At 69.2% G+C, this 21,096-nt stretch carries 11 protein-coding genes; 7 read left to right on the forward strand and 4 right to left on the reverse strand.

Annotated features, from left to right (window positions below; translation table 11 throughout):
- Positions 1 to 65: 65 nt before the first annotated feature.
- The 3 genes from EJI01_RS16540 to ppc all read right to left on the reverse strand — a co-directional run bounded on the left by EJI01_RS16540 (position 66) and on the right by ppc (position 11,560).
- The gene (locus tag EJI01_RS16540; RefSeq protein WP_126838238.1) at positions 66 to 8,240 is read right to left on the reverse strand and encodes a GH36-type glycosyl hydrolase domain-containing protein; all 8,175 of its coding nucleotides are present in this window, start codon (positions 8,238 to 8,240) and stop codon (positions 66 to 68) included.
- Entirely contained in the window at positions 8,237 to 8,455 is a 219-nt protein-coding gene (locus EJI01_RS16545) for a hypothetical protein (RefSeq protein ID WP_126838239.1), read from the reverse strand. Before EJI01_RS16545 ends, EJI01_RS16540 begins: the two co-directional genes overlap by 4 nt.
- 153 nt (positions 8,456 to 8,608) lie before the next feature.
- On the reverse strand, positions 8,609 to 11,560 hold the full coding sequence (gene ppc / locus EJI01_RS16550) for a phosphoenolpyruvate carboxylase (protein WP_126838240.1): 2,952 nt from the start codon (positions 11,558 to 11,560) through the stop codon (positions 8,609 to 8,611).
- A 54-nt stretch (positions 11,561 to 11,614) separates the two neighbouring features.
- Between ppc and hemC the strand changes: the two genes are divergently transcribed.
- The 7 genes from hemC to EJI01_RS16585 all read left to right on the forward strand — a co-directional run bounded on the left by hemC (position 11,615) and on the right by EJI01_RS16585 (position 19,809).
- Positions 11,615 to 12,565 (forward strand): hydroxymethylbilane synthase, encoded by a 951-nt coding sequence (gene hemC / locus EJI01_RS16555; RefSeq protein ID WP_126838241.1) that lies wholly within the window; start codon positions 11,615 to 11,617, stop codon positions 12,563 to 12,565.
- A 1-nt stretch (position 12,566) separates the two neighbouring features.
- Complete coding sequence (locus tag EJI01_RS16560) at positions 12,567 to 13,334, forward strand: uroporphyrinogen-III synthase (protein WP_126838242.1); 768 nt, start codon at positions 12,567 to 12,569, stop codon at positions 13,332 to 13,334.
- The gene (locus EJI01_RS16565; RefSeq protein WP_126838243.1) at positions 13,331 to 14,410 is read left to right on the forward strand and encodes a uroporphyrinogen-III C-methyltransferase; all 1,080 of its coding nucleotides are present in this window, start codon (positions 13,331 to 13,333) and stop codon (positions 14,408 to 14,410) included. Before EJI01_RS16560 ends, EJI01_RS16565 begins: the two co-directional genes overlap by 4 nt.
- Positions 14,411 to 14,428: 18 nt before the next feature.
- On the forward strand, positions 14,429 to 15,712 hold the full coding sequence (locus tag EJI01_RS16570) for a heme biosynthesis protein HemY (RefSeq protein WP_126838244.1): 1,284 nt from the start codon (positions 14,429 to 14,431) through the stop codon (positions 15,710 to 15,712).
- A gap of 254 nt (positions 15,713 to 15,966) precedes the next feature.
- The gene (locus tag EJI01_RS16575) at positions 15,967 to 17,100 is read left to right on the forward strand and encodes a polysaccharide biosynthesis/export family protein (RefSeq protein WP_260602488.1); all 1,134 of its coding nucleotides are present in this window, start codon (positions 15,967 to 15,969) and stop codon (positions 17,098 to 17,100) included.
- Between the two features lie 7 nt (positions 17,101 to 17,107).
- Positions 17,108 to 17,551 (forward strand): low molecular weight protein-tyrosine-phosphatase, encoded by a 444-nt coding sequence (locus EJI01_RS16580; RefSeq protein ID WP_312846059.1) that lies wholly within the window; start codon positions 17,108 to 17,110, stop codon positions 17,549 to 17,551.
- Entirely contained in the window at positions 17,551 to 19,809 is a 2,259-nt protein-coding gene (locus EJI01_RS16585; protein ID WP_126838246.1) for a polysaccharide biosynthesis tyrosine autokinase, read from the forward strand. Before EJI01_RS16580 ends, EJI01_RS16585 begins: the two co-directional genes overlap by 1 nt.
- 39 nt (positions 19,810 to 19,848) lie before the next feature.
- On the opposite strand, the gene EJI01_RS16590 is transcribed toward EJI01_RS16585, so the two are convergent.
- Positions 19,849 to 21,093, reverse strand: a complete 1,245-nt coding sequence (locus EJI01_RS16590; RefSeq protein ID WP_126838247.1) for a glycosyltransferase WbuB — start codon at positions 21,091 to 21,093, stop codon at positions 19,849 to 19,851.
- Between the last annotated feature and the right edge of the window lie 3 nt (positions 21,094 to 21,096).

Here is a 21,096-nt window from a genome sequence, read left to right on the forward strand (position 1 = left end):
AAAGGTCTTGATGAGAGCTAGACTGTCCGTCTCAGGCGCTTGTTGTGCTGCGCCTGCTTTATTTTTCAGCCGACGCGCAGCACCGCGTGCTCGGGCAGGGTGCGCCAGGTGATCCATTCGCTTCTGGCGATGTGGTGCGTGGGCACCGCGGCGGTGGTGGCGTCGCCGTACTGCACGACCAGCTCGCGGCCCTCGAGCCGCAGCGTGATCTCGAAGCCCGGCCAGTGTGCCGGCACGCGTGGCGTCAGCGAAAGCCGGTCGCCGCGCACCGCCAGGCCCAGCAGGGTTTCGACGGCGGCACGGTGCAGCCATGCGGCCGAGCCGGTGTACCAGCTCCAGCCGCCGCGGCCGACATAGGGCGCGGCGCCGTAGATGTCGCCGGCCATCACGTAGGGCTCGAGCTCGTAGGCCGGGCCGCGTTCGGGATGGCGCGCACGGTGCGCCGGGCTCAGGCCTTCGAAGCTTTGCCACGCAGCTTCGGTGTCGCCGGTGAGCGCCTGCGCCATCAGCGCCCACACGGCGGCGTGCGAATACTGGCCGCCGTTCTCGCGCACGCCCGGCGGGTAGGCCTGGATGTAGCCCGGGTTGTTGGGTGAATTCGCCAGCGGCGGATGCAGGAGCTGCAGCAGGCCGGCGGACTCGTCGTGCAGATGGGCCTTCATCGATGCGAGGGCCTGGCTGGCGTGGGTCGTGTCCGAGGCGCCCGAGAGCACCGACCAGGCCTGCGCGATCAGGTCGATGCGACATTCCTCGTTGAGTGCCGAGCCGAGCGGCGCGCCGTTGTCGAAGAAGGCGCGCCGGAACCAGGCGCCGTCCCAGCCGGGACCGTGCAGGGCGGCGATCCAGCCCTTGCGCGCGGCCTGCCAGCGCGCGGCGCGTGCCTTGTCGCCGCGCGCCTCGGCCAATGGGGCGTAGCGCTCGACCACGCTGCAGAGGAACCAGGCGAGCCAGACCGATTCGCCGCGGCCTTCGTGGCCGACGCGGTTCATGCCGTCGTTCCAGTCGCCGGTGCCCACCAGCGGCAGGCCGTGGACGCCGGTCGCGAGGCTGCGGTCGATCGCGCGCGCGCCGTGTTCGTACACGGTGGCCGTGAGGCCGCTGGTCTGCGGCGCGTAGTAGGCGTCCTCGGCGCCCGCCGGAATCTCGGGGCCGTCGATGAAGGGCACGACTTCGTCCAGCACCGAGCGGTCGGCCGTGACCTCGACGTAGTGCGAGGCGGCATAGGGCAGCCACAGCAGGTCGTCGGAGAAATGCGTGCGCACGCCGGCGCCGCCGGGCATGTGCCACCAGTGCTGCACGTCGCCCTCGGGGAACTGGCGCGCCGCGTTGACCAGGATCTGCTCGCGCAGGCGCGCCGGATCGGTGAGCGCAAAGGCCATCGCGTCCTGCAGCTGGTCGCGAAAACCGAAGGCGCCGCCGGCCTGATAGAAGCCGGCCTTCGACCAGAGCCGGCACACCAGTGTCTGGTAGATGAGCCAGCGGTTGACCAGCGCATCGAACAGCGGATCGGGCGTGCGCACCTGCAGGCGGCCGAGCAGCTCGTTCCAGAAGCCGCGCGCCTCGGCCAGCGCCTCGGGCACGTCGCGCTGCTGCCAGCGGCGCGCCATCTGCATCGCGGCCTCGGGGTTGTCGGCCTGGCCCAGCATGAAGGTGAAGCTCGCACTCGCGCCGGCGGCGAGCGGGAAATCGCCGGCCACGGCGGCGCAGGCATCGAGGCCGCTGCCGGCACGCTGGGCCAGCGTGTCGGGCACTTCGACCGCGCCGTGTCCGGCGAAGAATTCGCTGCGTTCGCAGGTCCATTGGGTCGCGCCGTTCAAGCCCGCGAGCGCGGCGAAGCCGGTGCTGCCGCCGAATCCGGTACTCGACTCGCGCTGCTGGCCGAACACCGCGGGCAGGTTCTCGGGCTTCCAGGTGTGGACGGTGCGGCGTTCGCCGCGTGCCGCGCCCAGCTGCCACTCGATCATCGCGAGCGCGCGCAGCCGGCGCGTGCCGGTGCCCTCGTTGCGCACCTTGACGTGCACCAGCTTCATGCGTTCGTCGCGGTCGGCGAAGAAGGTGGTTTCCAGTGCAACGTTGCGATGCAGGCATTCGAATACCGTGTAGCCCTGGCCGTGGCGCACGCGGTGCCGGGCGGCCGCGCCGCCGCGGCTGGCCGGCGTGAGCGGCAGCAGCTCGCGCGAATCGAGGTCCTGCAGCAGGTAGTGCTCGAAGGCCGGGTCCCGCACCGGGTCGTTGGACCAGGGCGTGAGCTGGTGCATGCGGCTGTTGACGGCCCAGGTGTAGCCGGTGCCGGATTCGGAGATCTGGAAGCCGAAGGAGGCATTGGCGATCACGTTGATCCAGGGCCGCGCCGTGCGCTGGTTCGGATCGACCTCGAAACGGAACTCGCCGCTTTCGGCATCGAAGCCGCCCTGCGGCGACGTCACCGCTTCGGCGAGCTCGGCCGCCGGCGGAAGCAAAGAGAGCTGGACCCGCGGCCCGAGGTCTTCCGCCGCCGGGCCGGCCGAGGCCGTGGTGTCGCGCAGCGCCGCCACCTGCATCTCGAGCGAGCGGCCGTCGGCCGTGAACACCGCGCGCGCCAGGCTCGACAGCGCCGCTTTTTCCGAGGGCGCCACTTCGTGGTCGCGCAGCAGGTAGAAGCCGGCCGCGTCGTTGCGCGGAAAGCTGTTCTGCGTCTGCTGCGCGACCCGGCTGCGCAGCGCCTCGATCTCGCGCTGCAGCGGCATCAGGTAGGAGTTGGGCTCGCCATTGAGCACCACCAGGTCGCAGGCCACGCCGCCGAAGCCCCACCAGGGCTGGGCGCGCAGCAGCGTGTCGACCAGGCCCTTGCCGGCGATCGAGTGGATGTGGACCAGCACGATCGGCTTGTCGCCCGAGATCCCGAAGCGCCAGATCTGGCGCAGATCGATGAGCCCGCGGTCGCGCATCGGGCGCGGCGTGGTGTAGGTCAGGATGGTCGTCAGGTCCTGCAGCGCCTGGTTCTTCGCCGGGTCGATGCTGAGGTCGCGCAGTCGCACCTGCGCCAGCGTGGCCGCCATGCGCGTCGCGCGCTCGACGTGCATCGGCTGCAGGTAGCGGTCGATGCTGGGCATCAGGGCTTCCACATCCTCGTCGGCCGCGGTGGCGAAGGTCACGCGCGCCGTGCCGCCGGGCGGGATCTCCAGGCGCACGCGCAGGCAGGCGACGGGATCCAGCCCGTTGACCGGCGTGCCGTCCGGCGCCGCCGATTGCGGATCGAGGGTCGGCGTCGCGAGCGTGCGGTTGCGCCCGATGAAGGCGCGCCGGTCGGTCATGCAGTCGACCGACAGCACCTGCGCATCGACCGAGGCCACGAAGTGCGCGGCGGCCACCACCGGGTCGCCGTGCAGGCGCGGCTTGCGCGTCAGCAGCAGCGCGCGCCAGCCGGGCTCCCAGCGGCTCTCGATGAAGAGGTTGGCGAAGGCCGGGTGCGCCTCGTCGGCCTTGGGGTCGGAGAGTACCGGTTCGAAGTACGAGACGAGTTCGAGCGTACGCGTTGCGCTGCCGGTGTTGTGCAGCGCGACCGTGCGCAGCTCGGTGTCGTCTTCGGGGCTGATCAGCACCGTGGTGCGTGCCTGCAGGCCGGGCCCGCTGGCATCGAACTGCACCTGGTCGGCCAGGAAGCGCGCGCGGTAGCGCCACTCTTCGCCGGGCGCGGGCAGGGCGGTCAGCGAGGTGATCGTCGCGCTGCCGATGTCCCGCACATAGAAGAAGGTGCCGTAGCCGTCGCGCAGCGGATCGTCGCGCCAGCGGCTCACGTTGAACGAGCGCCAGCGGCTCACGCCCGCGCCGTTGGCGCGCAGCGCCACGGTGTAGTGGCCGTTCGACAGCAGGTGGGTGGGCTGGAAGCCGGGCTCGTGAGGATCGACCACGCGCGGCTGGAAGATCGGCGGCGCCTCGCCGGTGCTCGGCTCGGGCGGCATGCGCGGATCGGCGCTGCCGATGATCTGCCGCGGCGTGCGCTCGTGCAGCAGCGACTCGTGCGCCTGCACCAGCGGAGCGCTGCCGAACCAGCGGCGCGGCGCGCCGTCGCACGCCACGTTGCACAGTGCCACCAGCGCCATGCCGTGGTGATGCGCCATGACGTTGTGCACCACGGTGAAAGGCTGGCCCGCGGGCTGGCGCGAGGCGGTGAAGTCGATCGCGTCGAAGAAGCCGAACTCGCCGCGCGCTCCCAGCGATTCGAGCAGCTGCAGATTGACCACTGCATCGGCCGGCGCGAGCACAGCGGCCATCATGGTGGCGTAGGGCGCGACCACGCGGTCGGTCGGCGGCGTGCGGCGCAGCGCCAGCCGCGGCACGCCGAAGGGCGAGTACTGGAAGGCGAGCGAATGGTCCTGCGCGAAGTAGGCCGATTCCGAGACGCCCCAGGGCAGGTTCTGCACGTTGCCGAAGACCTGCTGCTCGCCGATCGCGGCCAGGTTGGCCACCTGCAGCAGGCCGCCCACCGGCTCCGGCATCACCAGCGTGGGCATCAGGTATTCGAACATCGAGCCCGACCAGGACTTGAGCCCGGGCCGAACGCCGACCGAGAGAAAAGGCCGCCCGAGCGCCATCCAGTGGCGCCGTGGCACGTCGCCCTTGGCGATGGCGAGAAAGCTCAATAGCCGCGCTTCGGAGGCGAGCAGGTCGTAGTAGCTCGCATCGAGCTCGTTCTCCTCGACCCGGAGGCCGATGTGGAACAGGTGGCGCTTGGCGTCGTAGAGCCCGCGGAAATCCATGCCCGCGCACAAGGCCTCGCAGCGCAGGGCGAGGGCTTCGAGCCGCGCGCCGGCGCCGCTGCCGTCGGCCGCGAAGCTGCGGCAGGCCTGGGCCACGGCCAGCAGGTGGCCTGCAAGGTTGCCGCTGTCGACGCTGGACACGTAGGCCGGCAGCAGCAACGCGAGCGATCGCGTCTCGTACCAGTTGTAGAGATGGCCCTGGTGCTTGTCCATGCGGTCGATGGTGTCGAAGGTCGCCTCGAGCCGGGCGGCGAGCGCCGCGGTGTCGAGCCAGCCGAATTCGCGCGCGCAGCAGCAGGCCAGCAGGTACATGCCGATGTTGGTCGGCGAGGTGCGGTGCGCGATGGTGGGCTCGGGTTCGAACTGCAGGTTGTCGGGCGGCAGATGGTTGTCCTCGGGGCCGACGACATGCTCGAAGAAGCGCCAGGTATCGCGCGCCAGCGTTTCGAGGTAGCTGCGGTGCTCGGCGGCCAGCGTGTCTTCGTTGCCCTCCGGTACGCGGCTGCCCCACCAGGCTGCGACCGGCGCCAGCGCCCACAGCCCGAACAGCAGCATGCCCAGCCACGGATGCGGGCTCCAGAACGCGGCCACGGCGAGTGCGATGCAGACCAGGCTCGCGATCGCTCCGCTGCGCAGGAAGGGCGCCAGGTGGTAGCGGGCCTGCGCCTGGGCCTGGGCAGCTGTGGTCCATTCGAGCAGGTGCCGGCGGCTCACCGCCAGGCGCCACGCGGCACGCACCGTGGCATCGAGCAGGAGCCGGGTCTGCGCGGCCAGCTGGACGAACTGCCAGGCGGCGCCAGCCATGGCGCGCAGCAGCTCGGTGGAACCGACGTCGAAGAAATGGCGCAGCTCGATCGAGCGCCGTGTCGGCACCAGCCCCGCCAGGGCGCCGAGCATGGGGCCGAGCATCAGCGCGGCCGCGACGGCCGCGAGCGCCCAGGGCAGCGGGAACGCATCGGTGAAAACGACCCACGCGAGCAGCGCGGTCGACGCCGGAATCACCAGCGCGCGGCGCAGGTTGTCGCTCATCTTCCAGAGGCCCAGTGCATCGATGCCGAAGCGCGGCGCGCGCAGCATCAGCGGCAGCAACTGCCAGTCGCCGCGCGTCCAGCGGTGCGCGCGCGAGGCCGCCACGCCGGCGTGATGCGGATGGTCTTCGATCAGTACCAGGTCGCTCACCACGCCGCAGCGCGCCACCGTGCCTTCGAGCAGGTCGTGGCTCAATACCGCGCCTTCGGGCAGGCGGCGGTCCAGCGTCGCATGGACGGCGTGCACGTTGAGCAGCCCCTTGCCGGTGAAGGAGCCGCTGCCGAACACGTCCTGGTAGAGGTCGGAAGCGCTGCTGCTGTAGGGGTCGAGCCCGCACTGGCCGGCGAACAGCCAGTGGAAGAAGGAGCGTTCGTTGCGCGCCGGGAAAGGCGTGACGATGCGCGGCTGGAAGATGCCGAAGCCCCTCGCCACGCTGCGGCTGGCCATGTCGAGCTGCGGCGCATTGAGCGGATGGGCCGCCACCGCGACCAGCTCGCGCAGTGCACCGGGCGGCAGGCCGGTGTCGCTGTCGAGCGTCAGCACGTAGGGGATGCGATCGGCCAGCCGCAGGCCGGGTGCCATCGGCAGGAAGCCGCTGTCATCGCCGGTGGCCAGGAGGCGCAGCAGCATCTCGAGCTTGCCGCGCTTGCGCTCCCAGCCCATCCAGCGCTGCTGGGTGTCGCTCCAGCTGCGCGGTCGGTGCAGCAGCACGAAGCGCGGCGCCGCGTCCAGCGGCGCGGGATAGCGATCGTTGAGCGCCGCGATGCGTTGCAGCACGTCGTCGAGCAGGGCGCCGTCGTCGGGCAGCGAAGACTCGGCGGCATCGGCCCAGTCCGTCAGCAGCGCGAACTGCGCCTGCGCCTCGCGGTTGGCGAGCCAATGCAGTTCGAGCCGCTGGGCGAGCTGGGCGTTGGCCGCTTGCGAACTCAGCAGCGCCGGAACCACGACCAGCACCCGGTGAGCTTCGGGAATGCCGTGCGCGAAATCAAGCCGAGGCAGCGGCTGGACCCGGGTCGATTCGGCCATGATGCGGTGCACCAGCGCGATGACCGCTTCGGACAGGGGCCAGGCGAGCAGCACGAGCGCAACCAGCGCTTGCCAGGGCGCATCGGGCCAGCCGCTGCCGTTCAGGCCCTGGACCGCCGCCGCCAGCAGCAGCGCGGTGCCTGCCAGCACGGCCAGCACATAGAGCGTCGGGCGCCAGGCGCGCAGGGCGTTCCGGCGTGGCGCGATGCGTACCGCGCCCGTGCCATCCGCCGGCGCCAGCGCGACGCTCAGGGCCGGGAGGCCCTGTCCGAACAGGTAGTAGCCGGCAGTGCTTTCGGCCCGCGACCAGCGGCTCTCCGCATCCCCGTCCTCAGGCGAATCGCTGGCCGCATCGAAGGCCAGGCGCACCACGGCCTGCGCGACTTCGTGCTCGGACCGCCGGCTGCTGCGCGCCACCTGTTCCATCGCATGGGTGATCTGCTGGCGCGTGAGCTCGCTTTCGCGCGCGAAGCTGGGCAGCTCGCGCAGCACGCGCAGGGAGCGGCTCACCGGCTCGATCAGGTCGGCCCATTCGACCTGGCCGATCATGCGCAAGGTGGTGATGATGTTCCCGACCGTGAGGTTGGCTGCAGCCTGCGTCGTCTGTGCTTCGTGGACCAGCGCCGGGCCGTTCGGGCAATGCTGCTCGGTCCACTTCAGAAGCGGCGGCGCGTCCTCGCCGTGCTCGACCGGCAGCTGCAGCCAGAGCTGCGTGAGGTAGCGTTCCTGCATGCCGCGGGCCTGCAGCGCGCGGTAGAGCACGTCGAGATCCTGCACGGAAAGCCTGTCGGCCGCGTCCCACGCCGCATGCGCGACCTCGCGCGCAACCTTGCTTTCTGCAATGCCCTCGGCCACGCGTCGCAGGTTCTCCAGGAGCACCACGCGCAGCGTGGTCGGCAGCGCCCACAGTTCGCCGAGCGTGAGTTCGTCGATGTCCTGGTAGGCGTTGAGGAAGGCGGTGAATAGCTCGTTGTTCAGCACGCTGTCGGTATGCGCCACGTAGGCCCAGGCGATGCCGTAGACGCGCGGCAACCCTGCGAGCGGTGGTGCCGCGAGCTTGGGCAAGCGCGCGTAGTAGCTGCGCGGCACGCCTTCGCGGATCTGTTGCAGCTGCGCCTCGACAAGGTGGAAGTTGTCGAGCAGCCATTCGGCCGCCGGCGTGACATAGCGCCCGCTCTGCGAGATCAGCGCGATGTAGTCGAAGGCGCTGCGCAGCGACTCGAGGTTGCGGTCGACCCGCGGGAAGAAGGGCGTGGCGTCGACGCGCGACTCCTCGCTGCGCACGACCTGCGCCCGGGCCAGGCTGTGGCCGTGCTGCTCGAAGCGCTGCGCGCCGAACAGCTCGGCACGGATCGGCGGCTCGACAGCTTCGTGGGGCCCGAGGAGAAGATTGCGCGCGTACCGGCTGAGGGATTCGAGCCGGTCGACGACCGCCGCGGCGCTCAAGCGACGGCGTACAGCCCGATGACGAGAGCCACGGCCAGGCAGGCCATCGTCACGATGCGGCCTGCCAGGGCCGAGCGCGCCCGCTGCAATTCGCTCTTCACCGTGAACCATCGCCCCTGTGCGCGCGCGCAATGTCGCATGTGCGATGCCAGCGCGTCAAAGTCGCCGCTCACGAAGTCGACCTTGGCATGGGTAAGAGTGTGCGGGGAAGACATGGCGAAGATTCCTGTGAACGAGCCTTGAGCTGCCGCGCGATTGCGAGAACTTTGAAACGTGGCCGACAGGGTACTCTTCCTGCAAAGGCCTTAAATTCTGCTTCGCCGGATGTTCGCGTAGGAAACGGCGTACACGGCGCCTCTCGCCGGTTCCTACCCTGTATTTCGCAGCCCCGCCGCGACGCCGTTGATCGACATGTGGATGCCGCGCTGCAGGCGCTCGTCGTCCTGTCCCGCGCGCCAGCGGCGCATCAGCTCGACCTGCAGGTGATGCAGCGGATCGATATAGGGAAAGCGGTGGCGGATCGAACGCTGCATGTCGACATTGCCTTCGAGCCGCTGCTTCGCGCCGGTGATCAGTGTCAACGCGTCGGAGGTGCGGTGCCACTCGGCATCGATCATCGAGAACACCTTCTGGCGCAGCCTGCGGTCGGCCACCAGTTCCGAATAGCGCGAGGCCAGGGCCAAGTCGCTCTTGGCGAGCACCATGTCCATGTTCGACAGCAGCGTGCTGAAGAAGGGCCACTGCGCAACCATGCGCTGCAGGAGCGCCTGCCGCTCCTTGCGCGCCGCGGCGCTGCCCGCGGCCGCGAGGAACTGCTCGATCGCCGAGCCGAAGCCGTACCAGCCCGGCAGCGTGAGCCGGCATTGGCCCCAGCTGAAGCTCCAGGGCACGGCGCGCAGGTCTTCGATCTTGCGGCTGGGGTTGCGCGAGGCGGGGCGCGAGCCGATGTTGAGCTCGGAGATCTCGCGGATCGGCGTGGCGCTGAAGAAGTAATCGCCGAAGCCGGGCGTTTCATAGACCAGTTCGCGGTACGCCGCCATGCTGGCCGCCGAGAGCTCGTCGGCCGCCGCCAGAAAGCTGGCAGGCGCGGCCTTGGCCGAGGGCAGCAGGGTGGCCTCCAGCGTGGCGGCAACCAGGGTTTCGAGGTTGCGCCGGCCGATCTCGCGGTTGGCGTACTTGGAGCCGATCACCTCGCCTTGTTCGGTCAGGCGGATCTGGCCGCGCACGGTGCCGGGCGGCTGCGCGAGGATCGCCTGGTAGCTCGGTCCGCCGCCGCGTCCCACCGTGCCGCCGCGGCCGTGGAACATGCGCAGGCGAATCGATGAGGATGCTGCCCCCACGCTCGGCGCTGCGCTCGTCGATTTCTTGTTGAGCTCGTCGAACAGCGCCACCAGTGCGGTGCCTGCGCGATAGAGCTCCCAATTGCTGGTGAAGATGCCGCCGTCCTTGTTGCTGTCGCTGTAGCCGAGCATCACGTCCTGCTCGGCGCCCGAGCGCTGCACCAGGGCCTGGATGCCGGGCAGGGCGTAGAAGGCGCGCACGATCGGCGCCGCGTTGCGCAGGTCCTCGATGGTTTCGAAGAGCGGCACCACGATCAGGTCGCAGGTCGCGTTGCCGAGCGCAGCGCCGGGCCGACCCAAGCAAGCGAGCGCCCCCTCGGTGGGCAGCGAGGACACGCCAGTGCCGAGCGTGGGGGCATCATTGCTCAGTGTTCCGCGCAGCAGGCCCACTTCCTTTTGCAGAAGAAGCACTTCCAGCAGGTCGCTGACCGTTTCGGTGTGGCTGATGATGTAGTGGCGTATCGCCGCCGCGCCGAAGCGTGCGCGGGCCTTGCGGGCAGCGGCGAAGATCGCGATCTCGCTTTGCGCCAGCGGCGAATATTCGACATCGGGCACGCGCAGCGGCCGGGCGTCGTCGAGCAGGCGCAGCAGCAGGGTCTGCTTGGCCTCCTCGGCCAGCGCGGCGTAGTCGGGCTCGATGCGTGCGGTGGCGAGCAGTTCGGCCACCACGGCCTCGTGCTTGTCGGAGCTCTGCCGGAGGTCGACCGTCGCGAGATGGAAGCCGAACACCTCGACCGCGCGGATCAGCGGGTGCAGGCGCTGCGCGACCAGCACCGCGCCGTGCTTGTCGGCGAGCGACTCCTCGATGGTGCGCAGGTCGGCCAGGAATTCTTCGGCCTGCGCGTAGGGGTTCTGCGGCGCGACCGCATGGCGCGCGGCCTCCCCGCCGGTGAGCTCGCGCAGCGTGGCCGCCAGGCGCGAATAGATGCCGGTCAGCGCGCGGCGGTAGGGCTCGTCGACACGGTGCTCGCTCTTGTCCGGCGAGCGCTCGGCCAGCGCCTGCATCTCGACCGACACGTCGACCAGCGTGGCCGACAGAGACAGCTCGCCGCCGAGGAAGTGCACCTCGGTCAGGTAGTGGCGCAGCGCCAGTTCGGCCTGGCGGCGCAGCGCGTACTCGAGCGTTTCGGCCGTGACGTTGGGATTGCCGTCGCGGTCGCCACCGATCCACTGGCCCATGCGCAGGAAGGGCGCGATGGCGCCCTGGCCCAGCGCCGCTTCGAGGTCGGCATAAACATGCGGGATCTCGCGCAGGAAGGTGGCCTCGTAGTAGCTCAGCGCGTTCTCGATCTCGTCGGCCACGGTGAGCTTGGAGAATCGCAGCAGCCGCGTCTGCCAGAGCTGGGTGACGCGCATGCGCATCTGGCTTTCGTTCTCGGCGTACTCGCGCGGCGTCAGCGTGTCCTTCTTTCCCGCGAAGGCATGCTGGCGCAGCTTGATCTCGTCGCGCGCCGTGAGCAGCTGCGCGATGGCGCGCTCGGCGTCGAGGATGCTCTTGCGCTGCACCTCGGTCGGATGAGCGGTGAGCACCGGCGACACATAGCTGTGCGCGAGCGACTCGACTACGGCCTTGGGCGAGATGCCCGCCTTGCGGATGCGTGCCAGCGCCACCTCGAGGCTGCCCTCGGCGTTCTCGCCGGCGCGTTCGGCCTCGGTGCGGCGCCGGATCTGGTGGCGGTCCTCGGCCAGGTTCGCCAGGTGGCTGAAGTAGGTGAAGGCGCGGATCACGCGCACCGTCTCGGCCGCGCTCAGTCCCTTGAGCAGATTCTTGAGCGCGCGGTCGGCCGCATGGTCGGCATCGCGGCGAAAGGACACCGAGAGCGTGCGGATCTTCTCGACCAGCGCATAGCTTTCTTCGCCTTCCTGCTCGCGGATCACGTCGCCGAGGATGCGCCCGAGCAGGCGGATGTCGTCGATCAGCGGCTGTTCGTCGCTGTTGCGGCGCCTGTTTGCAGGAGCGGCGGGTTGGCTCGTTTTCATTCGAAATCTCTCCTCGTCAGGCATGGCCACTCGCACTCGTTGTTGCGATGCAACATGCTAGCATTCCACCGATCCCCCACAGCAACGGAAACGGCCTTGAGCAACATCGTGATCGCCACGCGCGAAAGCCGGCTGGCCCTTTGGCAAGCCGAGCACGTGCAGTCCCTGCTCCAGGCCCGAGGCCACGCGGTCAGCCTGCTCGGCATGACCACCCGCGGCGACCAGATCCTCGACCGCTCGCTCGCCAAGGTCGGCGGCAAGGGCCTGTTCGTGAAGGAGCTCGAGCTCGCGCTCGAAGAAGAGCGCGCCGACATCGCGGTGCATTCCCTCAAGGACGTGCCGATGGATCTGCCCGAGGGCTTCGCGCTGGCCTGCGTGCTGCCGCGCGAAGATCCGCGCGATGCGCTGGTGTCGCCGCGCTATGCCTCGCTCGACGCGCTGCCCCAGGGCGCGGTGGTCGGCACTTCCAGCCTGCGCCGCGTGGTGCTGCTGCACGCGCTCAGGCCCGACCTGCGCATCGAGCCGCTGCGCGGCAATCTCGACACGCGGCTGCGCAAGCTGGACGAAGGTCAATACGACGCCATCGTGCTCGCCGCGGCCGGGCTCAAGCGGCTCGGCCTCGAGGGCCGCATCCGCGCCGTTTTCGAGCCCGATGCAATGCTTCCCGCGGCCGGGCAGGGCGCGCTCGGCATCGAAGTGCGCGCCGCTCGCACCGACCTGATCGCATTGCTGGCACCGCTGGCCGGGCAAAGCGACTGGCTTGCCACCGCGGCCGAACGCGCCGTCAGCCGCGCCATGGGCGGCAGCTGCTCGATGCCGCTCGCGGCCCATGCACGCTGGCAGCCCGACGGCAGATTGCGCATCGACGCGGCCTGGGGCGATGCGGAAGGGGCGGCGCCCTTGGTGAGGATTCACGCGCTGGCAGAAGCCACGGACTTCGCGCAGGCCGACGCGCTGGGCATGCGCGCCGCGAAGCTGCTGCGCGACGCCGGCGCCCGCGGATGAGATGCCTGCAGTGATCGTCACGCGGCCCGCGCGCGAGGCGACGCGCTGGGTGGCCGAATTGCGCGCTGCGGGATTGGAGGCGGTCGCGCTGCCGCTGATCGCGATCGAACCGCTCGATGATCCGGCGCAACTTCAGGCGGCACGGGAACGCCTGCCTGACTACGACGCGCTGATGTTCGTGAGCGCCGCGGCTGCAGAGCATTTTTTTCGCGCCGGCGGCGCGCTACCGTCCGCCGTGCGCCAGCGCTTCTGGGCCACCGGACCCGGCACCCGCAGCGCCCTGCAGGAGGCCGGCGTGCCTGCTTCGGCGATCGATGCACCGCCTGCCGATGCCGAACAGTTCGATTCGGAGGCTCTGTGGGCGCGCGTGCAATCGCAGGTGCGCCCGGGTGCTCGCGTGCTGATCGTGCGCGGCGGCGATGCTTCGGGGCAACCCACTGGGCGCGACTGGCTGGCGCGCGAGATCGCCGCTGCGGGCGGTGTGTGCGACGCGGTGGTGGCATACCGGCGGCTGATTCCGTCGCTCGGCGCCGCTGAGCGACGAGCCGCCGCCGAAGCTGCCGCCGGCCGCGCCATCTGGCTCTTCAGCAGCTCGGAGGCGATCGCCAATCTATGCAACGCGCTGCCCGCAACGAGTTGGCGCTCGGCACGCGCGGTCGCCACCCATGCGCGCATCGCCGAGGCCGCGCGCAATGCGGGTTTCGGCACCGTTCGCGTCTCTTCGCCCGGCCTGGCGGCACTGGTCGCGTCGATAGAATCCTTCGAATGAGCGATGCCTCCGTCTTGAACGAAAGCCTGCAGGAACCCGCAGTGCGTGCACCACTGCCGGCCACGCTGCAGACGACGCCCTCGGCGGCAGCGGTCATCCTCTCCAGGGTGGTGCTGGGCCTGCTGGCCGTCATCGCGGTGGTGGCGCTGGCGATCGCGCTGGCGCTGTGGCAGAAGGTCAGCGGCATGCAGGAGCAGCTCGCGCGCCAGAGCGCCGACGCGCTGGCGCAATCGATGGAGGCCCGCACCCTCGCGCGCCAGGCGCAGGAGGTGGTGCGCGACGCCGCGGGGCGGCTGGCGCTGACCGAAACCCGCGTCGCCGAAGTCGCGCTGCAGCGTTCGCAGCTCGAGGAGCTGATGCAGAGCCTTTCGCGTTCGCGTGACGAGAATCTGGTGGTCGACATCGAGTCGGCCGTGCGCCTGGCGCTGCAGCAGGCGCAGGTGACGGGCAACGTGCAGCCGCTGCTGGCGGCGCTCAAGGCAGGCGAGCTGCGCATCGCGCGCGCCGCGCAGCCGCGGCTCGCGCCTCTTCAGCGCGCGATGCAGCGCGATGCCGACCGGCTGCGCACCAGCGCCAGCGCGGACAGCACCGAGGCGCTGCAGAAGCTCGACGAGCTGATGCGCAGCGTCGACGATCTGCCGCCGCTGAATGCGGTCGCCGTGCGGGGCGCGGGCCTCAATTCGTGGCAGGCCGAGCCGGTGCCGGCCGACGCGCCCTGGTGGCAGCGCTTCCTGCTGATGGTGCGCGGCGAGGCACGCTCGCTGCTGCGCGTGGGGCGCATCGAGCGGCCCGAGGCCGTGCTGCTCTCGCCGGACCAGACCTTCTTCTTGCGCGAGAACCTGAAGCTCCAGCTCCTGAATGCGCGCCTGGCGCTGCTGTCGCGGCAGGTCGACACCGCGCGCAACGAATTGGCGACGGTCTCGGCTTCGCTCAACCGCTACTTCGATCCGGCCTCGCGCCGCGTCCAGGCCGCCGCCACGCTGGTGCAGCAGCTGCAGGCGCAGGTCAGAACCAGCGAGCCGCCGCGCATCGACGAAACGCTGGCCGCGCTCGCGACCGCTGCGGCCGGGCGCTAGGATTCGGGCAGGCCCTCAATGCGCGCGGTACTCTGGTTTCTCGCCCTGTTCGGCATCGCGGCTGCGGTGGCGCTGTTCGCCGGCAACAACCAGGGCACGGTCACCGTCTTCTGGCCCCCGTGGCGGGTCGACCTCTCCCTGAACCTCGTGCTGCTGCTCCTGCTGGCGGCCTTCGGCCTGCTGCATGTGGCGCTGCGCGGCTTGTCGGCCCTGTTCTCGCTGCCCCGGCAGGCGCGCCAGTGGCGCCTGCAGCAGAAGGAGCGCGCCCTGTATGCGGCCTTGCTCGACGCGCTGGCGCAATTGCTGGCCGGCCGCTTCTCGCGCGCCCGCAAGGCGGCGCAGGCCGCGCTGACGCAGGAAAGGACGCTGGCCGCGCTCGACGCACGGCTGCCGCAGGCCCAGCAGGTGCGGGTGCTGTCGCACCTGCTCGCGGCGGAGAGCGCGCAGGCGCTGCAGGACCGTCCGGCGCGCGATGCGCATTTGCAGCAGGCGCTCAACGAGAGCGCCGATCGCGGCGTGCTCGCCAGCCCCGAAACGCGCGAAGGCGTGCAGCTGCGCGCCGCCCGCTGGGCGCTCGACGATCGCGATGCGCCGGCGGCGCTGGCGCGGCTTGCGGAACTGCCGCAAGGCGCGCAACGGCGCACGCTGGCCCTACGGCTGCGGTTGAAGGCGGCGCGCCAGGACCGGCGCACCCTCGAGGCGCTCGAAACCGCGCGGCTCCTGGCCAAGCATCGCGCCTTCTCGGACTCGGCCGCGCAGAGCATCGTGCGCGGGCTGGCGACAGAGCTGCTTTCGGGCGCACACGACCCGGCCCAGCTGTTGCGGGCCTGGGGCGAGTTCGAGGCCTGGGAGCGCGAGATGCCCGAGGTGGCGATCCACGCGGCGCAGCGGATGGTGGCGCTGCGCGGCGATCTCACGCTGGCGCGCGCTTGGCTGTTGCCGGTCTGGGAGCGCATGGCGGCGCAGCCGCAGAGCCTCGGCGAATCCCTGCGCGTGAAACTGGTGCGGGCGCTCGAAGCGGGACTCGATTCGGTCGATGCCGAGTGGCTGGCGCGCATCGAGTCGGCGCAGCGGAACAATCCGCGCGACGCCAATCTGCAGTACCTGGCCGGCATGGCCTGCATGAAGCGCCAGCTCTGGGGCAAGGCGCAACAATTGCTCACGCAGGCTGGCTTGGCGTTACAGGACCCGAACCTCCATCGCCGAGCCTGGCAGGCTCTGGCCGAGTTGGCCGAGGCACGGGACGACGCCGATCAGGCCTCCGCTGCCTGGAAGCGCGCAGCGCAGACCGAAAGCCCCTGAGTCAGGGACTATTCCGGAGGCCCGGTTAGCTATCTTTTTGATAGCTGAGAATGAAGTATCGGCCGGCACTTCAATAACTTTTGATGATTCGGCTTTTCGCCCTACAAGCGTTTTTTTTCTCGGCCTTACGATCTACGTCGAGAAAGAATTTGACCTCAGCGCTGACTGATGTACAGTCGTAACTGTTTGCAAAAGTATTCATTCTGGTCACGAACGCGGAGTTGGGTTTGAAACGTTTTCTATTACACACCGCTTTGTTTGCCTCGGCCGGCCTGCTCCTGCAGGCGTGCGCCCCCTTGGCGCCGGGGTTCCGCTCCGCCAGCAACGACGCCGCTCAGGCCGTCTCGCCATCGGGCTTTTCGACCTCCGTGATCGATCCGCCGCCCCCCGGTGCGATCACCTCGATCACGCCCCAACTGATCCGGGCGCAGCGCGCTGCGGTCGGGAATTCGATTCCGCCCGAAGTGAGGGCGCTGGTCGGCACTCCCGATGTCTACAAGATCGGCCCGGGCGACGTGGTGGGCATCGTGGTCTACGACCACCCAGAGATCGTGTTCAGCGCAATTCCCGCCACCACGGTGGCCGATCCGGCCAGCGTGTCGCCGGCGCCCGGTTTCATCGTGTCGAACACCGGGCAGCTGAGCTTCCCCTACGTCGGTGCGCTCAAGGTCGACGGCATGACCGTCCAGGAGCTGGAGAACACGCTCGTGCAGCGGCTGTCGCGGGTCTTCAAGAACCCCCAGCTCAGCGTTCGCGTCCAGGCCTTTCGGAGCAAGCGCGCCTACATCGAAGGTGAGGTCAGGCAGCCCGGCCTGATGGTGTTCACCGACATCCCGATGACGCTCGCCGAAGCGCTCAACCGTGCCGGCGGCCTGGCCCCGACGGGCGACCGTTCCGCCATCAATCTCACGCGCGACGGCAGGACCATTCCCCTCGACCTGATGGCGCTGGCAGAGGCAGGCATCGACCCGAGCCGCATCCCGCTGAAGTCCGGCGACATGGTGATGGTGCGCAGCCGCGACGAGCGCAAGGTCACGGTGATGGGCGAGGTGGGTATCCAGACCGGCGTGATGATGCGCAACGGCAGGCTCAGCTTGAACGATGCGCTGACCGAGGTCGGCGGCGTCAACCTGGGGACTGCGAATCCGCGCCAGATCTACGTGATCCGCAACGAGACCGAAGGCCAGGCGATCTTCCATCTGGATGCGCGCACGCCGACGGCGATTGCACTCGCAGACGGTTTTGCGCTGCGGCCCAAGGACGTGGTGTATGTCGATCCGGTCCCGCTCGTGCAGTGGAACCGCGTCCTGAGCCTGATCCTTCCGACGGCCACGACCGCGACTTCCTATCGCGATCTGGGCTCGCGCGGCGGCACGACTGGACGATAGGCAGACCGTGGCCATTCGGAACGTCCTCGTCGTGTGCATCGGCAACATCTGCCGCAGCCCGATGGCCGAAAGCCTGGTGGCCGCGGAATTGCCCGGCATACAGATCAGTTCGGCAGGCCTGCATGCGCTGGCGGGCCAGCGTGCGGATCCGATTGCCTGCGAGCTGATGGACGCGCGCGGCATCAGCTTAGAAAAACATCGGGCGCGGCAGCTCAATCTCGACATGTGCCAGCGCGCCGATCTGATCCTCGTGATGGATCGCGAGCAGCGCCGCACCGTCCAGGAACGCTACCTCTTCGCTGCCGGCAAGGTGTTTCGCCTCTGCGAGTTCAGCGATCAGGACGTGCCCGATCCTTATCGCGCGGGTCGTAGTGTTTTCGAGCGGTCGCTTGCGCTCATCGAAGGCGGCGCGCAGCAGTGGGTCAAACGCATTTCAAGAGTATCCAGTTGATGAATTCCACTCTCACTCCCAAACAAAGCCCCACCTCGCAGATCATGAGCAGCGGCGCGGACGAGGACGACCTGGACATCGGGCGTTACATCGACGTGCTGCTCTCGAACAAGTGGCTGATCGCGGCGATCACCCTCGTCGTGTTTCTGATCGGCGCCACTTACGCATTCCTGGAGCGGCCGATCTACGAATCCAACCTGGTGGTCCAGGTCGAGGACACGGACGGCGGCGGCAAGGGCATTCTCAGCGAGGCCGGCGGCCTGATCGACGTGAAGACGCCGGCCAATGCCGAGATCGAGATCATCCGCTCGCGCATGATCGCCGGCCAGGCGGTAGAAGCGACCAAGCTCTACATTGCGGCGAGCCCGCGCTATGTGCCCTACATCGGCGGCTGGCTGGCGCGGCGAGCGAACGGCCTTTCGGAGCCTGGTTTCCTGGGCCTCGAAGGCTACGTGTCGGGAACGGAACGTATCCTGGTGTCGCAGTTCGACGTGCCGGCCCACATGGAAGGCGGGCTGTTCACGGTGACGGCAAAAGCCGGCAACCAGTACACGATCGACTATCCGGGGATGCAGCAGCTCACCGGCACCGTCGGGACGCCGCTGAAGGCCGAGACCGGCAGCGGGCCGATCGAGTTGACGGTGACCGAACTCGCCGGCAAGCCGGGTGCGCTGTTCAATCTCTACCGTTACGCGAAACTGCCGACCACCGTCGCGTTGCAGTCCAGCCTGGTCCTGACCGAGCGGGGCAAGACCTCCGGCATCATCAACGTGTCGCTGCAGGACACGGACCCCTTCAAGCTGACGCGCGTGCTCAATGCCGTGGGCGACCAGTACGTCAAGCAGAACATCGAGCGCAAGGCCGCTGAGGCGCAGAAGACGTTGGCCTTCCTCGATGTCCAGTTGCCGCAGTTCAAGAAGCAGCTGGAAGCGTCCGAAGAGGTCTACAACCGCTATCGCAACCAGAAGGGCACGGTGGCCTTCAGCGAAGAAGCGGCGCTGGTCTTGAATCAGGCGGTGGATCGCCAGACCAAGCTGCTGGATGCCCAGCAGCGCCGGCGCGAACTCGAGTCCCGCTTCACGTCCGCGCATCCGACGGTGCAGACGCTCGACAGCCAGATCGCGGCACTGAGGACCGACATGGGCGAGATCCAGACTCGCATCAAGGGCCTGCCGGCCATCCAGCAGGAAGCGGTGCGCATGGAGCGCGACGTCAAGGTCAACACCGAGCTGTACCAGCAGCTGCTCAACAACGCGCTGCAGCTGCGCCTGGTGAAGGAAGGCAAGATCGGCAACGTCCGCGTGCTCGACGAGGCGGTGGTGCCGCAGGTGCCGGTGAAGCCGAACCGCAAGGTCATTGTCGCGGCGGCGCTGGCCCTGGGGTTGTTCCTCGGCATCGTCGCCGCGTTCGTGCGCAGCTCCTTCATCGAGCAGCGTCTGCGCGATCCGCACGAGGTGGAGGCCGACACCGGCCTGCCGGTCTTCTCGACCATTCCCCTCAGCAACGCGCAAAGCGCGATCGCGAAGCGACGCTTGAGCGGCGCCACCGGCGTCCGCCTGCTGGCGATCGAGAACCCGGACGACCCGGCCGTGGAAAGCCTGCGCAGTCTGCGAACGGCCATGCAGTTCGCGATGCTGGAATCGCCGAACAACCGCGTGCTCATCAGCGGTCCCACCCCGGGCGTCGGCAAGAGCTTCGTGACGGCGAACTTCGCCGCCCTCATGGCCGCCGCCGGCAAGCGCACGCTCCTGATCGACGCCGACTTGCGGCGCGGCCACACGCACCAGTACTTCGGATTGCAGCGCCACGGCGGGCTTTCGGAGCTGATTGCGGGCAGCCTGACGGTGCAGCAGACCGTGCACCGCCAGGTGGTCCCCAACCTGGACTTCCTGGCCACGGGCCAACTGCCTCCGAACCCGTCGGAACTGCTGGTGTCGGACTCGTTCAAGACGGCGCTCGAGCGCCTGTCGGAACAGTACGACCTGGTCGTCATCGATACGCCGCCGGTGCTGGTCGCCGCCGACACGTCCACGGTCGCGGCGCACGCGGGCACGGTGCTGCTGGTGGCGCGCGCCGATCAATCCACCATGGGCGAGCTCAAGGAAAGCACGCGCCGGCTGGCGATGGGCGGCAAGGCTGCCACCGGTGTGCTGCTCAATGCGATGGATGTGGGCCGCCGGGCCTACGCGCCGTACAAGTACGGCCGCTACCGCTACACCAACTACAACTACGAGAGCATCCTGCCCGAAGAGCAGTGACGGAAGCACCGGGCGGCCGCCCGGCGCAGCAGGATGGCGTCAGGTGGCCGGACGGTGCGCCATGCGCGCCACGCAGGCCTGCAGGTCGCGTTCGAACTGTGCCAGCACGGTATCGCGATCGAACCGCGTTTCGGCAAAAGTGCGGGCATGCCGCCCCAGTTCGCTTCGAAGCTCGGGCTGCGAGGCCAGCGAGAGCACTGCTGCAGCAAAAGCCTTCGCGTCATCGGGCGGCACGGCGATACCGCATTCGGATGCGACCTTGCCGAGCTCGGTCTCGACACGCGCGCCGGCCACCACCGGCCTGCCGCTGCTCAGCATGCCGGTGAGCTTGGAGGGCATTACCAGGTCCGCCGCATCCGCGCGCTGCGGCAGCAGATGAATGTCCGCCAGGCCCAGCAGGTCGCCGAGGCGATCGACCGGCTGCAGATCGAGGAAGCGGACGTTGGCGAGCTGCTCGCAGCGCTTCATCAGTTCGGCGCGGCCGGCGCCGTTGCCGCAGAACACGAACTGGAGGCCGGGCTGATCCTTCAGCATGAGGGCTATCTCGGCCAGCAGTTCCAGCCCCTGCTTGGCGCCCATGTTCCCGGAGTAGAGGGCGACCACGGCGTCGGACGGGATGCCCAGTTCGGCGCGGTAGGGGCTGTCGGCCTGCAGCGGCTGGATGGCCGATACGTCGGCCCAGTTAGGCAGGGAAATCAGTCGCGCGTCCTCGATGCCCTTGCTGCTCGCGCGTTCGATCATGCGCTGTGAAATGGTGGAGATGCGGTCGAAGCGGCGCATCAGTCCGCGCTCGACCGCGGCGACGAATGCGCGCAGCCGTGCGCCCTTGAGCAGCCCGAGCTCGAAGGCGGCGTCGACTTCGTAGTCCTGGATGTGCAGCCAGGTCTTGGCCGAGCGCAACCGCGCGAAGATCAGCGCCGCCGGCGTGCAGAAGAGCGGCGGCTCCGTCACCCACACCACGTCGGGCTTCCAGCGCCACTGTGCGAACAGGGCCGGCACGCTGGCCAGCGCGAAGCTCGCCAGGTGCAGAAGACGCTTCGCGCCGCTGACCTTGCGCGGCACCCACAGCGGCGTGCGCAGCACCGTGGCGCCGCCCCAGGTCTCCTGCGTATAGCGCGAGGCGCGGTAGCCCGGCCAGATCGCCCAGTCGGGGTAGTAGGGCGGCGCGGTCACTACGCGCACCTCGTGGCCCCGGGCTGCCAGCCACGCGACCATTTCTCCGGTGTACTTGCCGATGCCGGTCAGTTCCGGGGCGAAATTGATTCCGTAGACGAGCAGCTTCATGGA

It is taken from the genome of Variovorax sp. MHTC-1 (assembly GCF_003984645.1).
GTDB lineage: Bacteria > Pseudomonadota > Gammaproteobacteria > Burkholderiales > Burkholderiaceae_C > Variovorax.

Excerpts from the sequence above, each read along its gene's own strand:
- EJI01_RS16545 (WP_126838239.1), bottom strand. The coding sequence starts at position 8,455 with ATGTCTTCCCCGCACACTCTTACCCATGCCAAGGTCGACTTCGTGAGC.
- EJI01_RS16590 (WP_126838247.1), bottom strand. The coding sequence starts at position 21,093 with ATGAAGCTGCTCGTCTACGGAATCAATTTCGCCCCGGAACTGACCGGC.
- EJI01_RS16565 (WP_126838243.1), top strand. The coding sequence starts at position 13,331 with ATGAGCGATGCCTCCGTCTTGAACGAAAGCCTGCAGGAACCCGCAGTG.
- ppc (WP_126838240.1), bottom strand. The coding sequence starts at position 11,560 with ATGAAAACGAGCCAACCCGCCGCTCCTGCAAACAGGCGCCGCAACAGC.
- hemC (WP_126838241.1), top strand. The coding sequence starts at position 11,615 with ATGCTAGCATTCCACCGATCCCCCACAGCAACGGAAACGGCCTTGAGC.
- EJI01_RS16570 (WP_126838244.1), top strand. The coding sequence starts at position 14,429 with ATGCGCGCGGTACTCTGGTTTCTCGCCCTGTTCGGCATCGCGGCTGCG.
- EJI01_RS16585 (WP_126838246.1), top strand. The coding sequence starts at position 17,551 with ATGAATTCCACTCTCACTCCCAAACAAAGCCCCACCTCGCAGATCATG.
- EJI01_RS16560 (WP_126838242.1), top strand. The coding sequence starts at position 12,567 with ATGCCTGCAGTGATCGTCACGCGGCCCGCGCGCGAGGCGACGCGCTGG.